We start from the raw sequence: 13,980 nt of genomic DNA, 5'->3' as shown, positions 1-13,980 counted from the left end.
CTGCTTGTGAAGGGCTCCAAACGAAATCGGCAACGCAGTTCAAAAAGACCGCTCTACTATGTAGATGATCCCAACAAGACTGAACTTAGCATGTTGAGCAGCAGTCCCAGAATGAAGGAAAGCAGAGAAGCTGCTGAGGTGGAAGTATTGGACGCAGAGGAATGGGAGCTGCAGGTGAGCGCGGTGGAGACGCTGGAAGTGACGGAACCGCTTCAGCAGACTTTGCATGCACGGGAGGGGAGTCAGGAAGCGGCGGCGGAAGAGGAGTACCAGTATGAAGACACTGATTCTCTGCCTGAAGTGCCTGCATATGTTCCCGTGGAAAAAGAACGCCTGAAGCCCGTATATACCGATGATCTGTCCGATGCCGCAGTCACCGGTCCCAAAATTGCCCCGCGGACTATCGACGGGTCTAAGCTGAAGCATGGCATCATCGGTACTCCCTGGCTGCAGGACTACGCTGTGCAGAATATCAATCTTGCGGATCGCGCGGTTACCTCCCCGAAGATCGCGCCGGAGTCGGTTACCGGTGAGCATCTGGCGGAAAGCAGTGTCAGCGGGGGGAAGCTGCTTGATCATTCCATCGGCGGCGAGAAGCTGAAGGACGGCAGCATCGGTCCGGAGAAGCTGGCAGACCGGATTATTGGCGGAGAGCATATTGCCGACGCTGCGATCAGCAGCCGGCATCTCAGCGGGTGTATCATCACGGCGGAGCTGCTGGATGATGGTGCCGTTACCGGGGAGAAAATCCTCAGCAGCAGCGTTGTCAGCCGTCACCTCGCCAACGGCAGCATTGACCGCTCTAAGCTGGCCGATGAAGCCGTGTCCGCCGACAAAATCGCTGACGGTGAGATCAGCGGTGTGAAGCTGGGCGATGCTGTGATCGAGAGCCGGCATGTGGGTGAAGGCGTAATTACCGCCAAACATCTGGCACCGGGTGCCATTGGACGGGAACAATTGGCGACACGCCTCATCGGCAAAGAACAGCTTCAGCCCGGAATCATTGAGAGCGGGCACCTCTCGGATGGAGCAGCCGGGTCACGGCAGATCGCGGCGAAGGCCATCCGCAGCCAGCATATCAACCCGGAGAGCATTACGGCGGAGCATATTGCCGAAGGAGAGATTGGCAGCCGCCATCTGGCAGACCGCAGTATTTCCTTCGTGAAGCTGGCGGAGGGGGCAGTGGGCACTACTCAGCTGATTGAGCAGGCGGTCACTTCTTCCAAAATTGCGGATCAGAGCATTCTGGCCCATAAACTGGCGGATGAAGCGGTAACAACACGCCATATTGCGAAATCCGCTGTGCGCAGTCCGCAGATTGCCCTGCAGGCCATCACTTCGGCTCATCTGCAACGCGATGCTGTAGACCATTCCCATCTGGCTGCAGAATCCGTTGGATCTGTCCAGCTGCAGGAGCATTCCGTGCTGACCGGCCACCTGGCTAAAGGGGCAGTAACCGAAGAACAACTGGGGTATGAATCCGTTACAGGGGAGCATCTTAGTCCCCAGAGCATTACCTCAACCAAGCTGGCCGACGGCAGTATCATATCCGCTAAGCTGGCTACAGGCGCAGTCGGCGGAAATGTGATCGCAAGAGAGGCGGTAAGCGGCGAGCATATCGCGGTCTGCGCTGTAGAGGAGAAGCATCTGGCGGACGGCAGTATCAGTGGACGGGTGCTGCAGGAAGAGGCGGTAGCAGCTGAACATCTGGCATCCGGCGCGATTGAACGCCGGCATCTGGGGGACCACAGCGTAGCTTCGTCCGCGCTGCAATCCGGTGCGGTTACGGAAGATAAGCTGTCTTCCGGTGCAGTGAGGGAGGCGCATCTCGCTGCTGCTATTGTGCAGCCGCATCATTTGGCCGACCATGCCGTGACTTCATTGAAGTTATCGCCGGAGAGTGTCTCGACGGATAAATTAGGCGACCTGTCCGTTACTGCAATCAAGCTGGCCGACGGGAGTGTGAGTGCTGCGAAGCTGGCGGCTTCTGCCGTACAGAGTGAGCATCTGTCAGCAGGTGCTGTCGGCCCGGATTCTCTCGGTGACCTGTCTGTACAAGGCAGACATCTCGCACCTGGAAGTGTGGGCGGTGCACAGATCCGGCCCATGTCGATCGGCAACGGACATATCATTCCTAGCTCTGTCTCATCCATTCAGATTCAGGATGGCAGCATCGGCAGCGCCAAGCTGGCCGAAGGGTCGGTGGCCTCCCGTCATCTCACACCCGGAAGCGTGGACGGAAGCCATTTGGCTGAAGCAGCCGTGGAAGGGCGGCATATCGTAGATGGCGGCATCGGCCTGGCGCATCTGGCGGAAGAGGCCCGCAGTGCCCGGATCTTGCCGGACGGCAGTATTGGGGCAGAAAAGCTGGCAGCGGCGGCTGTAGGTTCGGTTCATTTGGCTGAAGACAGCGTGCAGTCCGTTCATCTGACGCAGGAAGCGGTGGAAGGCCGCCATATCCGTGCAGGTGAGATCACTCTTGCCCATCTGGCACCGGAGACGCGCAGTGCCGACCTTCTGCCGGATGGCAGCATCGCCGGAAGCAAGCTGGGAGCAGGTGCAGTAGGTGCCTTCCACCTTGCAGCGGGTAGTGTGTATAGCGGGCACCTGGCAGAAGGTGCCGTAGACAGCCGTCATATCCGCACCGGCAGCATCCAGCTTGATCATCTGGCCAAGGATACACTGACCACGGATCTGCTGCCTGACGGCAGTATAGACAGCGGGAAGCTGGCAGCCGGTGCGGTGGGTTCACTGAATCTGCAGCAAGAGAGTATTTATGGAGAACATCTGGTAGACGGTATCGTGCAGGAACGGCATCTGCGTCCAGGGTTAATCAAGCTTGCGCATCTGGCAGAGGAAACGCGGAGTGCGGAGCTGTTGCCGGACGGCAGTATTGGCGGGAGCAAGCTGGGGGCAGGGGCAGTGGGCTCTTTCCATCTGGCGCAGGGCAGTATATATGGAGGACATCTGGCAGCGGATGCCGTAGACAGCCGTCATATCCGCACCGGCAGCATCCAGTTAAGCCATCTGGCTTCCGAGACGATTAGTGCGGAACTGCTGCCGGATGGCAGCATTGAAGGCAATAAGCTGGCCGAAGGGGCAGTGCAGTCACCGCATCTGCATCCGCAGAGCGTAGAGGCGGTGCATCTCGCAGACCGGGCTATCGGGGAACGGCATGTGGGACGCGGTGCGATTAAGCTTGAGCATCTGGCGAACGAGGTTCGCAGTGCCGAGCTGCTGCCGGACGGCAGCATCGAAGGCAGCAAGCTGGCTGAAGGGGCAGTGCAATCGCAGCATCTGCATCCGCAGAGCGTAGACGCGGGGCATCTCGCAGACGGAGCCATTCAGGAACGGCATGTGGAACACGGTGCGATTAAGCTTGAGCATCTGGCGAACGAAGTCCGCAGTGCCGAGCTGCTGCCGGACGGCAGTATTAAAGGAAGTAAGCTGGCGGCCGGCTCTGTAGGGTCTGTCCATCTGGCTTCCGGCAGCGTCTATGGAGGCCATCTGGCTCCTGAAGCAGTAGATAGCTGCCATCTGCGGACCGGCAGCATCAAGCGGGAGCATCTGGCCGGGGATGTGCTGACCTCAGAGCTGCTGGAAGAGGGCAGTGTGGACGGCAGCAGGCTGGCGCCAGGCGCGGTGGGAACCAGGCAACTGGCTGAAGGAGCTGTAGGGAATTCGGAGCTGCAGGACGAAGCGGTGGATGCTGCCAAAATCACTTCCTTTGCGATCCAGTCCCGGCATCTTGAAGAAGACAGCGTGCAGAGCTATCACATTGTTCAGGGTGCAGTGAACGGAGATCATCTGGCTCCTGAAGCCGTGGACAGCAGCCATCTGCGGGCAGGCAGCATCAAGCGGGAGCATCTGGCCGGAGATGTGTTGACTTCCGAACTGCTCAGAGAAGGCAGTGTGGACGGCAGCAAGCTCGCGGAAGGTGCAGTGGGCTCTAACCATCTGGCCCCGGGCAGCGTCTATGGCGGACATGTGGCCCCGGATGCCATTGACGGGCGTCATATCCGAAGCGGCAGCATCAGCCGGGAGCATCTGGCCGATAACGCTTTGACCCCCAAGCTGCTGCCGGACGGCAGTATTACCGGGGAGAAGCTGGCTCTGGACAGCATCGGAACCAGACAACTGGCTGAAGGAGCTGTAGGGAATTCGGAGCTGCAGGACGAAGCGGTGGATGCTGCCAAAATCGCCCCCTTTGCGGTCCAGTCCCGGCATCTTGAAGAAGACAGCGTGCAGGGCTATCACATTGTTCAGGGTGCAGTGAACGGAGATCATCTGGCTCCTGAAGCCGTGGACAGCAGCCATCTGCGGGCAGGCAGCATCAAGCGGGAGCATCTGGCCGGAGATGTGTTGACTTCTGAACTGCTCAGAGAAGGCAGTGTGGACGGCAGCAAGCTCGCGGAAGGTGCAGTGGGCTCTAACCATCTGGCCCCGGGCAGCGTCTATGGCGGACATGTGGCCCCGGATGCCATTGACGGGCGTCATATCCGAAGCGGCAGCATCAGCCGGGAGCATCTGGCCGATAACGCTTTGAGCCCCAAGCTGCTGCCGGACGGCAGTATTACCGGGGAGAAGCTGGCTCTGGACAGCATCGGAACCAGACATCTGGCTGAAGGGGCAGTTGGAAATTCGGAGCTGCAGAATGAAGCGGTGGATGCTGCCAAAATCGCCCCCTTTGCGGTCCAGTCCCGGCATCTTGAAGAAGACAGTGTACAGGGCTATCACATTGTTCAGGGTGCAGTGAACGGAGACCACCTGGCTCCCGGATCGGTTCATCCGGAGCATCTGTCCTTCCGTCCCGTGCAAAGTACAGGGAACAGGGAGGTACTGCAGCAGTTCGGTATGACGGCGTTCATGTTCAATGGGGATGCCCAGAGTGTGGAGGTGACGGTTTCTTTTGATGAGGGCTTCGGCCATACCGGCTATGTGCTGGTTGCCATGGCCAATCAACCGTATTTTCATGCCTCGCTGAAGAACAGAACAGGCGGAGAAGCTACTATTGAAGTGGTGCGGCTGCGCGAGACACAGCATTTCTACGGAGTGCTGTCCTGGATCGCGCTTGGGACTCCGCTGGTCAAACCTTCTGTGGAACAGCGCGTGTTTGACTGATAGATACAGGATAGGATGTACATGGGGCGCAGCCAGTGGCTGCGCTCTTTTTATGTGCTGGAAATTATAGATCCGAATGATGTTAGTACAAGACAGCAGTTGGATTTTGTACACTTGCTGATGGACGAATAGACGCTCCTGCAACAACAGGTGGACAAACAACACTTAAATCATGACAAATCCTCCAAAGCGGCAAAATCGCTAGTATTAAATGCTGTTTTTCCGCTTGCTTCAGTACTCTCCTTAGATATCGGGAAATTAAGCTGCATTTATCCACTTGCTTGCTGATGGACGAATACGGCTCTGCTGCTCCTGCAAACGTTCACTTGCCGGCTTATTGCCGGTCGGAGGCGCATAGCGGCATTTGTCCAATTATCTAAGTCCAGGGAGACACTTGCCGTTACCGGGTGTGGCGGAATACATAGACTATGGTGTAACCCTCAGCCCGGGAGCAGCCCTCTGAAGGAAGGTGGATGAGTATGAAACGTAAAAGAACATCTGCCCGCCGCCCGGGGCGGCGGGCAGCGCGAACACGGCGGACGATGATCGTGCCGGTACGGCCTGCTGTGCCGCCGCCTGCGGTGAATCATCCGGAGCCTTATGTATCCGTCATTATCCCGGCTATGAATGAGGCGACGACGATTGCCGCGGTGATAGCCGGAGCCAGAGGCGTTCATTCCCGCTGTGAGGTTATTGTAATTGTTAACGGTTCTGCGGATCGGACAGCAGACATTGCGCGCTCCTCCGGAGCGAATGTAATCATGTATGAGCAGCCGCTCGGGCATGATGTGGGGCGAAGTGTAGGCGCTGCAGCAGCCAAGGGAGAGATTCTGCTGTTTACGGATGGGGATCTGGTAATTCCCGCCTCGCAGCTGCGTCCTTTCGTGACGGCGGTCAGCAGCGGGGCAGATATAGCGCTGAATGATTATTCGGGCCCGGTGCGCAGCAGATTTCCGCATCCGGTAGTGTTATCCAAGCATGCGCTGAATCTTCTGCTCGGAAGACCTGATCTGAAGGGCTGCTCATTGACAGCCGTCCCCCATGCCATTAACCGCAGGACGCTGAACGTCCTGGGCAGCGGCCTCTTGTCCAGACCGCCGCTCGCGCATGCGCAGGCGGTGCTGGACGGTCTGCTTGTGACAGCGGTGCATAATGTGCCTGTAGGCAAGATGAACGCCGCCCGCCGTAAAATGAGCGGCAATGATCCTCTGCAGCAGGTCATCCTTACGGATCACCTCGATGCCGTGGCAATGGTGCTGGAACGCAGGGGCGGCCGGGCGGGCTTCGGTGACGGCACCCGGCGAAGGGAGATAGTGAGATGATGGAACAGCGGGAAGTATCCGTCAGCGGCCATACTTCATCCGGACGACCTGCGGCCGGAAGCGGCAGCTCTAAAGGCCGCGCAGCAAGGCGCCGTGCAGTCCGGGGACCGGCGGCTAAGCGGTCAGCCCGGCGCCGCAGCAGACCTGCTGCAGCGGCGCGGGGACTCTCCAGGTCCAAGCGGCAGCGGAAGTCTGCTTCCGGTCAGGCAGCTCTGCCATTTCCGGCAGGTCAGGGTTCGTTGTCGGTTATTATCTCCGCAAGGAACGAGGAGCAGACTCTGCCGAAGCTGCTGGAGCAGGTGATGCGGCTGAAGCCGCAGGAGATTATCGTGGTGCTGAACGGCTGCAGTGACCGCAGCTTTCAGCGTACCCGGCTGTGCCGTCAGGCGACGGTCATATACATTCCGGAATCGGCCGGACATGATGTGGGGCGTTCGGTTGGCGCCAAGCTTAGTCGGGGAGACCTTCTGCTTTTTCTGGATGGCGATATGGTGATTCCTGCCGGGCAGCTATTCTCCTTCGTGGAGGCGGCAGGCCGGGGTGTGGATGTGGCGCTCAATGATCTTGACCCCCTGCTGCCTCCCTTTGGGCTAAGCGATGCGGTTACCCGCTGCAAGCTGTACCTGAATCAAGTTCTCGGGCGCAGTGATCTTGGAGCCAGTTCGATGACGGCTGTGCCACATGCGTTGTCCCGCCGGGCTCTGGAGCAGATTGGGTATCGTGAGCTGATGGTTCCGCCCAAAGCGCTGGCACTCTCCATTATGGGCGGGCTGCGGGTGGAGAAGGCCGGGATGGTTAATGTGATCAAGCATAACCGGCTGCGCCAGGGCAACACGGGAGCCGGTAATGCCATGGAGCAGCTGATTGCCGGCGATCATGCCGAAGCCCTGGTCTGGGTGATTGCCCAGCAGCGGACCCGCGGGCAGCTGTCTGTAGAGAGCCTGCTGGAGCACCGCCGCCAGATCGCAGCCTGGAGGAACGCCTTATGACACTGACCAGTATTATTATTCCTACGTATAACAGGCTCGGCCTGCTCCGCACTTGTGTAGAATCAATCATAGCGTACACCGGGTCTGCGTATGAGATTATTGTAGTGGACAATGCCTCGGACGACGGTACAGAAGCCTACTGCCGCGCCAGCGGATTGAAGTTCATCTCTTTTCCGGAGAACCGCGGCTTCCCTCTGGCCTGTAATGCCGGGCTGCAGCTGGCTGCGGGAGATGAGCTGCTGCTGCTGAACAATGACGTCATTGTGTCGCAGGGCTGGCTGGATAATCTGAAGAATGCCTTGTACAGTGCCCCCGATATTGGAATTGTCGGACCGGTGACGAATTATGCCAGCGGCCGGCAGCAGGTGAAGACCAGCTATACGGATATTTCAGGGTTTCATGCAGAGGCGGTCAGGGCGAATCTTCCGGATGCGGCAAAGTGGCTGGAGACCAGAAGGCTTGTAGGTCTATGCTTTTTGTTCAAAAGACAACTCATGGACGAGATTGGCCTGCTCGATGAACGATTTTCGCCGGGGCATTATGAGGATGATGATTACTGCTACCGTGCACGGCTGCAGGGATACCGGCTGCTGATCGCCGGAGATTGTCTGGTTCATCATGAAGGCAGCGCCAGCTTCAAGGAGGTCTATTCGGCCTCGCTGCAGGAGCTTGTGGAACGCAACCGCAGACTTTTTATGGAGAAATGGCAAGTGGACCCGTCGCAGTTCATCTGAGGCACCCCGGCCAAAGGCTAAAGACGTAGATAAAGAGGAGGAAAGTAAGTGAAAGGAGTCATACTGGCGGGCGGAACAGGAACAAGGCTATACCCGTTGACCCGGCTTATGAACAAACATTTGCTTCCGGTCGGCAAATACCCTATGGTGTGCTACGGTATTGAACGGCTGCGCCAGGGGGGAATAACCGATATTCTCCTGGTTATCAGCAAGCAGTCCGCAGGACAGTATACTGACTTTTTGGGCAGCGGCGCGGAATTTGGCGTATCCCTGACGTACAAAATCCAGGAGGCTGCAGGAGGTATTGCGGAAGCGCTGGAGCTGGCGGAAGGTTTTATTTTGCCAGGTGAACGGTTCGTTGTGCTGCTGGGTGATAATTTGTTTATGGATAATCTGAAGCCTTATGTGGAGCGTTATCTGCAGCAGCCGGAGGGAACGGCCAAGGTGCTCCTGAAGCCTGTCGATGATGCGCGGAGGTACGGAGTTCCGGTGTTTGACAGCGCAGATGCTTCCCTGATTGCTTATATCGAAGAGAAGCCGGAGCAGCCGAAGACGAAATTCTGTGTTACAGGCATCTATATGTACGATGAAGCTGTGTTCGATATTATCCGCCGCATATCCCCTTCGAGAAGGGGGGAGCTGGAGATCACCGATGTGAACAACATCTATGCCGCAGAGCGCAAGCTGAGCTATGATGTGCTAAAGGGCTGGTGGAGTGACGCGGGAACCTTCCAGTCTCTGCGCGAAGCCGGAGAGAAACTGAGAGATACGCTGCCCTGAGGGGCGGCTTTTTTTGGTTAAGATGGATGGACATGCTTCGCCTCTCACATTGAAACTAGAAATCAAGGGGATAAATCCCACAGATGAGGCTGGAAGTTGGCAGTATGGTGGAATCAAAGGGATAAATCCCACAAATGAGGGTGAAAGTTGGCTGTACGGAGGAATCAAAGGGATAAATCCCACAGATGAGGCTGGAAGTTGGCTGAACGGGAAAATCAAGGGGATAAATCCCACAAATGTAGCTGAAAGTTGGCTACATGAGCGCGAAGGAGGAGCAATAGTGCACCTGAATCCGCCGAAAGTTGCTGGGAATCGCAAAGGAGGAGCAATAATGCACCTGAATCTGCCGAAAGTAGCTGGGAATCGCAAAGGAGGAGCAATAGTGCACCTGAATCCGCCGAAAGTGGCTGTGGAGCGCGAAGGAGGAGCAATAGTACACCTGAATCCTGAATCCACTCTTCTTCTCGCCGTCAACTCTGCCTCCCGTCGTCAACTCTTGTCCGGGCGGGCGATTCTCCACCAGAATAAGTCTTCTGTCTCCCGGTACGGCTCAGCGTCCAGATGCTGGAGGACACGGTGCGAGGCGAAGTTATCCTTCTCAGTATCCGCGATGACCCAGCGTGTACCGGGGTGGCTGAAGATCCAGGCGGTGATCTGCTTCAGCGCTTCTGAAGCGTAGCCCTGGCCCCTATATCTCTCATCAATGACATAGCCTACAATAACCTCCCCTTGTTCATTCGGGAGGCCCTTGAGAATGAGGAAGCCGATAATCTGCTGCTCCTCCCGGTGAATAACGGCCCACTGGGTTAGCCATGGATAGTTCTGCTCATCCTGCAGCACCTTAGCATACCTCACCCGCATAGCATAACGCATCTCTTCGTCATCCAGCAGAGTGGCAGCCGGGGTAACTCTCAAGCCCAGCGCAAGCTCCAGCTCCGCATAGTCCTCCAAGGCTAACGCCAGCTCGGCAGCATTCAGGGGCCGCAGCATCAGGCGGTTGTCTGTATGTGTCATCTATAACCTCCCCTTCTGATCCGCATACATAGCTCCGGATTCAAACCTCTTATTTCAGCCAAGCATAGTCTGCGGCTCAGCCTGTTGTCAATATCCTCCAGCGCGGGATTTGTCCCGCTATACCCGAAGCGAATCTCGCACGGCAAGCTGTGAACTTCAACTGCCCTGACGCAGATATCCCTCTACAACTTACGGTGCTTCTCCGGCACCGCCAAGGCTGATGCCGCATATGCTGTAGCAGGGCGTTTGAGCAAAGGAGACATGAAGGTGCAGAGTAAAATTACAAAAGTCCTGCAGCACATGGCCCATACGCACGAACAAATGGCACGGATTCTCGACGCCGAACGCCACGTAGCCGTCCGTATGTCGCAAATAGTTCACGATCTGCCGGATGCGGACCCTGATTTCGGCGGATTCAGTGGGCTGGTGGAAAGCTCAGGTCAAGTCAACAAAAACATCATTGCTTACTTGAATGCACTTGCTGATCTTGAAGAGGCCATGGCTGAGGGTGTTGGCAGGGTAATTAAGGAATTAAACGGTCAGGAAGAAGAGTAGGAGTAACGTCGTGTAACTTGAGCAAGGAGGCGGAGGATGAGCAGAGAAAAGGCATATCTGCAAATGCTGGAGTCGACCGCTGCCATCCAGTGGAACATCGCGATGATTCTTGAGGCCAAAGCGGTGGAAGCAGAAAAAGTGAAGCAGTGGACCCATCACCATATCCACGCTAGAGCATTCGACTCCCACGAAGACCAGTTGAAGGAATCCATCTCCATTCATGAGGTCATCGTGGAAATGGTAGAGGGACTGACGAAGCTGGAGAACGGGCTGTACAGTAATCTGAAAGCAGTGCTGGGCAGCGGTGAAGATGAGGGCGGCGGCTTCGGCGGAGATGGCGGAGATGGCTTCAGCTTCGGAGAAGACAGCAAATGAGCGGCGGGCTTCTCTCCGAACATGCCGTCAAGCTGGAGATGATCCGCTCGATCGCCCGTAGCCAGGCAGCGCTCGCGGCCATCCTGGAGAGCATTGCCGAAGTGACGGGGCAATCGGAGCTGACGGCCCGCAAGCTAAGCGACAACATCAGGATTCTTAGTGGGTACCAGAGCTCGATGTGCCGGATGATATCCGGTATTTCGCTGCATGAGCCCAAAGAAGGAGTACCTGCCGCACCCTGGCTGAGCAAGGTTTGCTCGGGAGGGGACCGCCAGGAGTAGATGAAGTACAGGAGGCGTAGAAGAATGAAGAGAAAGAAACAGGGCAAGCTTCGTTCCACAAGCAAGGTTCGCAAACGCAGACCGCTGTTATCACGGAAGGCACGGTTACGCAAGAGCCTTGGGCGCAAAACGCGCAGAGGTCTGCTCCGCAAGACAGGGAGGAACTCACTGCTGCTGCGCAAGAAAAGAAGGCTCCGCAGACGGCTCCGCAGGGCTCGTGCCCTTCAGGTCATACCGGGAGTAGAGACACCTCTGGTTCCGCAGGTGGTTCCGCTCCCCCCGGATCTGGGCGTCCCTCCGGAAATGCCGCCGGGAGACGCCTTTCAGCAGGGCTACACCGAAGCATACAACGTGGGGTTCGACGCCGGTTTCGCCAAGGGCTTCGAGGACGGGCATAAGCTGGAGCTGGGCTGACAGAGCCGCAGGCACAGCGGTGGCCTAGAACAACAGTTATAGAGGCTGGCGCCTATTGTGCCGCCTCTATAGCTCATGGGACACTTTGGCATACAGCGGAGTATCGGAATTTCCGCCCGGATATGGTAGACTTCTTACCAGAATCTTTATCGGGTTCACCATCCGGACAGGAAAGCGGGGAGTGTATATGATTGGAAATGAGATACGGAGAGCGCGCAGCGGGGAGATCGGGGAGATTATGAATCTGATTTCTAAATGTGTACAAGTTATGCAGGCCGGAGGAAGCGATCAATGGAATGAGAGCTACCCTAACCGTGAAGTCATCAGTGAGGATATCCATAAGGGTACCTTGTTTGTCTGTCTAGACCGTGAAGCTATTGCCGGCATTCTTGTGCTGGATGAGAATCAGGCGGAGCAGTATAAGAGCATTGAATGGACACAGGCACAGGGGCCGCATCTGATCATGCACCGGCTGGCGGTTCATCCTGAGTTTCAGGGGAAGGGGATCGCCCGGCAGCTCATTGCTTTTGCCGAAGAGTTCGCCCGAAGTGGCGGGTACACCAGTATCCGGCTGGACACTTATGCGAAGAATCACAGGGTCCTTAAGCTATATCCTTCCTTGGGGTACTCCCTAAGAGGCGAGATTCATTTTCCCGGCCGTACCGCTGCTTTTCCTGTATTTGAGAAGGTCCTCACGGAGAATGCCGAGAATTAATGTTGGTTGTGTTATGTAACATTACATATTTAGCGAGTTAAAGACCTATTAGTTACGATTTAAACCTTTTTTCATAATAAAAAAGTTAATGTGTTAACTTTAATAACTTATGTTGACATATAATCTGTCTTTACTTTATGATGGGATTATTCATAAGCAACTGAATAGTCCTTTTCGTATATCCTTAATAATTGGTTTAAGGGTCTCTACCGGGAACCGTAAATTTCTGGCTACGAAAATATGCTGAGGCATATTTTTGTGGCCTTTTTGTGTTACCCGTCAGCCGGATATCAACCAGACTAGGGGGAGAAGACCATGGCGAACATCCTGATCAAGCAAGCAGAGATCATAACGATGAATAAGGAGGAGGACATTATACACGGGGATATCCGTATCCGGGATAACCTCATTGTGGAGATCGGCAGCGGCCTTGAGGTGCAGGGGGAGGAGACGGTGCTGGATGCGAGGAACCGGACGGTTATCCCCGGTTTCGTGCAGACCCATATTCATCTGTGCCAGACGCTGTTCCGCGGCAAAGGCGATGACCTCGAGCTGATGGACTGGCTGCGCAAGCGGATCTGGCCGCTGGAGGCGGCGCATGATGAAGAGTCGCTGTATTATTCCGCCATGCTCGGCATTGGTGAGTTAATTACAAGCGGAACAACGACCATCGTGGATATGGAGACGGTACACCATACGGATTATGCTTTTCAGGCGATTGCGAAGAGCGGTATCCGCGCTTTGTCGGGTAAGGTGATGATGGATCAGAAGAACCCGGACGTCCCGGCGGCCCTCCAGGAGGAGACGGCGGTGTCCCTTCAGGAGAGCGTGGATCTGCTGGAGAAGTGGAACGGATACGGGAACGGGCGGATTCAGTATGCGTTCTCCCCGCGGTTTGTCATTTCCTGCACGGAGCCGCTGCTGAAGGAGGTGCGTAATCTCTCGGCGCGTTACGGGGTCAAAGTACACACTCATGCTTCCGAGAACCTGGGCGAGATTGAGATTGTCCAGGCGATGACCGGTATGCGCAATGTGGTCTATCTGGATCACCTGGGGCTGGCTAACGAGCGTCTGATTCTGGCCCATTGCGTCTGGCTCGATGCGGAAGAGAAGCGGATTCTGCGGGACCGTGGTGTTCATGTCAGTCACTGCCCGGGTTCTAATCTCAAGCTGGCTTCCGGCATCGCCGATACTCCGGGGATGCTGCAGGATCATATTCACCTCAGTCTTGGCGCAGATGGTGCCCCCTGCAATAATAACCTGGATATGTTCAACGAGATGCGCCTGGCGGCAGTCATCCAGAAACCGCTGCATGGCCCGACTACGATGGATGCCCGGAGCGTATTCCGGATGGCAACGATCGGCGGAGCGAAGGCGGTAGGCATGGAAGATCAGATCGGCAGCATCGAAGTCGGCAAAAAAGCGGATCTGGCGATTCTCAACCTCTGCAATTTTCACACGTTTCCTTCCTATGATGTGGACCCGGTCTCGCGGATCGTCTACTCCGCCACCCGTGCCGATGTGGAGACGACCATTGTGGATGGTGAGCTTCTCATGCTTAAGGGCCTCTTGAAGACCGTCGATAAGGAAGTCGTGCTTCATGAAGCCAACCGTTCCATTAAAAGACTGCTGGTGAACACCCCGCTGGGGTAACGGGTGGCACTTCTGTTTATTAAAATT

12 protein-coding genes and 1 riboswitch are annotated in these 13,980 nt (G+C 56.3%); of the genes, 11 read left to right on the top strand and 1 reads right to left on the bottom strand.

All coding sequences use genetic code 11. The annotated features are described in order from the left end of the window. Positions 1 to 111 precede the first annotated feature (111 nt). The 5 genes from KDC22_RS27295 (at position 112) to KDC22_RS27275 (ending at position 8,946) form a co-directional block, all read left to right on the top strand. On the top strand, positions 112 to 5,121 hold the full coding sequence (locus KDC22_RS27295; RefSeq protein WP_211721007.1) for a WIAG-tail domain: 5,010 nt from the start codon (positions 112 to 114) through the stop codon (positions 5,119 to 5,121). A gap of 479 nt (positions 5,122 to 5,600) precedes the next feature. After that, positions 5,601 to 6,443: a glycosyltransferase family 2 protein gene (locus KDC22_RS27290; protein WP_246553037.1), complete on the top strand. Its 843-nt coding sequence runs from the start codon at positions 5,601 to 5,603 to the stop codon at positions 6,441 to 6,443. Then, positions 6,440 to 7,432, top strand: a complete 993-nt coding sequence (locus KDC22_RS27285) for a glycosyltransferase family 2 protein (RefSeq protein WP_173131862.1) — start codon at positions 6,440 to 6,442, stop codon at positions 7,430 to 7,432. The genes KDC22_RS27290 and KDC22_RS27285 overlap by 4 nt, the downstream gene beginning before the upstream one ends. Next, positions 7,429 to 8,166: a glycosyltransferase family 2 protein gene (locus tag KDC22_RS27280; RefSeq protein ID WP_173131865.1), complete on the top strand. Its 738-nt coding sequence runs from the start codon at positions 7,429 to 7,431 to the stop codon at positions 8,164 to 8,166. The genes KDC22_RS27285 and KDC22_RS27280 overlap by 4 nt, the downstream gene beginning before the upstream one ends. 48 nt (positions 8,167 to 8,214) lie before the next feature. After that, on the top strand, positions 8,215 to 8,946 hold the full coding sequence (locus tag KDC22_RS27275; RefSeq protein WP_173131869.1) for a sugar phosphate nucleotidyltransferase: 732 nt from the start codon (positions 8,215 to 8,217) through the stop codon (positions 8,944 to 8,946). Between the two features lie 489 nt (positions 8,947 to 9,435). On the opposite strand, the gene KDC22_RS27270 is transcribed toward KDC22_RS27275, so the two are convergent. Next, positions 9,436 to 9,960: a GNAT family N-acetyltransferase gene (locus KDC22_RS27270; protein ID WP_211721006.1), complete on the bottom strand. Its 525-nt coding sequence runs from the start codon at positions 9,958 to 9,960 to the stop codon at positions 9,436 to 9,438. Between the two features lie 261 nt (positions 9,961 to 10,221). Between KDC22_RS27270 and KDC22_RS27265 the strand changes: the two genes are divergently transcribed. From KDC22_RS27265 to KDC22_RS27240, 6 genes are all read left to right on the top strand, one after another. Then, positions 10,222 to 10,515 (top strand): nucleoside-diphosphate sugar epimerase, encoded by a 294-nt coding sequence (locus KDC22_RS27265; protein ID WP_081751236.1) that lies wholly within the window; start codon positions 10,222 to 10,224, stop codon positions 10,513 to 10,515. Positions 10,516 to 10,551: 36 nt separating this feature from the next. After that, on the top strand, positions 10,552 to 10,890 hold the full coding sequence (locus KDC22_RS27260; RefSeq protein WP_173131878.1) for an alpha-helical endospore appendage domain-containing protein: 339 nt from the start codon (positions 10,552 to 10,554) through the stop codon (positions 10,888 to 10,890). Then, on the top strand, positions 10,887 to 11,171 hold the full coding sequence (locus KDC22_RS27255) for a hypothetical protein (RefSeq protein WP_173131881.1): 285 nt from the start codon (positions 10,887 to 10,889) through the stop codon (positions 11,169 to 11,171). Before KDC22_RS27260 ends, KDC22_RS27255 begins: the two co-directional genes overlap by 4 nt. Before the next feature lie 24 nt (positions 11,172 to 11,195). Then, positions 11,196 to 11,585 (top strand): FliH/SctL family protein, encoded by a 390-nt coding sequence (locus KDC22_RS27250; RefSeq protein WP_211724290.1) that lies wholly within the window; start codon positions 11,196 to 11,198, stop codon positions 11,583 to 11,585. Between the two features lie 187 nt (positions 11,586 to 11,772). Continuing rightward, a complete protein-coding gene (locus tag KDC22_RS27245; RefSeq protein ID WP_246553035.1) occupies positions 11,773 to 12,300 on the top strand; it encodes a GNAT family N-acetyltransferase in 528 nt (175 codons plus the stop codon). A gap of 154 nt (positions 12,301 to 12,454) precedes the next feature. Further along, a riboswitch (purine riboswitch) is annotated at positions 12,455 to 12,553 on the top strand. Positions 12,554 to 12,615: 62 nt separating this feature from the next. Further along, positions 12,616 to 13,953, top strand: coding sequence for a 5'-deoxyadenosine deaminase (locus tag KDC22_RS27240; RefSeq protein WP_211721005.1), 1,338 nt, complete (start codon positions 12,616 to 12,618; stop codon positions 13,951 to 13,953). The last annotated feature ends 27 nt before the right edge of the window (positions 13,954 to 13,980 follow it).

The sequence above is a fragment of the Paenibacillus tritici genome (assembly GCF_018207515.1).
Classification (GTDB): Bacteria; Bacillota; Bacilli; order Paenibacillales; family Paenibacillaceae; genus Paenibacillus_AQ; species Paenibacillus_AQ tritici.
This window is presented reverse-complemented; position numbering and strand designations above follow the sequence as displayed.

Excerpts from the sequence above, each read along its gene's own strand:
- KDC22_RS27295 (WP_211721007.1), top strand. The coding sequence starts at position 112 with ATGAAGGAAAGCAGAGAAGCTGCTGAGGTGGAAGTATTGGACGCAGAG.
- KDC22_RS27290 (WP_246553037.1), top strand. The coding sequence starts at position 5,601 with ATGAAACGTAAAAGAACATCTGCCCGCCGCCCGGGGCGGCGGGCAGCG.
- KDC22_RS27285 (WP_173131862.1), top strand. The coding sequence starts at position 6,440 with ATGATGGAACAGCGGGAAGTATCCGTCAGCGGCCATACTTCATCCGGA.
- KDC22_RS27280 (WP_173131865.1), top strand. The coding sequence starts at position 7,429 with ATGACACTGACCAGTATTATTATTCCTACGTATAACAGGCTCGGCCTG.
- KDC22_RS27270 (WP_211721006.1), bottom strand. The coding sequence starts at position 9,960 with ATGACACATACAGACAACCGCCTGATGCTGCGGCCCCTGAATGCTGCC.
- KDC22_RS27265 (WP_081751236.1), top strand. The coding sequence starts at position 10,222 with ATGAAGGTGCAGAGTAAAATTACAAAAGTCCTGCAGCACATGGCCCAT.
- KDC22_RS27260 (WP_173131878.1), top strand. The coding sequence starts at position 10,552 with ATGAGCAGAGAAAAGGCATATCTGCAAATGCTGGAGTCGACCGCTGCC.
- KDC22_RS27255 (WP_173131881.1), top strand. The coding sequence starts at position 10,887 with ATGAGCGGCGGGCTTCTCTCCGAACATGCCGTCAAGCTGGAGATGATC.
- KDC22_RS27250 (WP_211724290.1), top strand. The coding sequence starts at position 11,196 with ATGAAGAGAAAGAAACAGGGCAAGCTTCGTTCCACAAGCAAGGTTCGC.
- KDC22_RS27245 (WP_246553035.1), top strand. The coding sequence starts at position 11,773 with ATGATTGGAAATGAGATACGGAGAGCGCGCAGCGGGGAGATCGGGGAG.
- KDC22_RS27240 (WP_211721005.1), top strand. The coding sequence starts at position 12,616 with ATGGCGAACATCCTGATCAAGCAAGCAGAGATCATAACGATGAATAAG.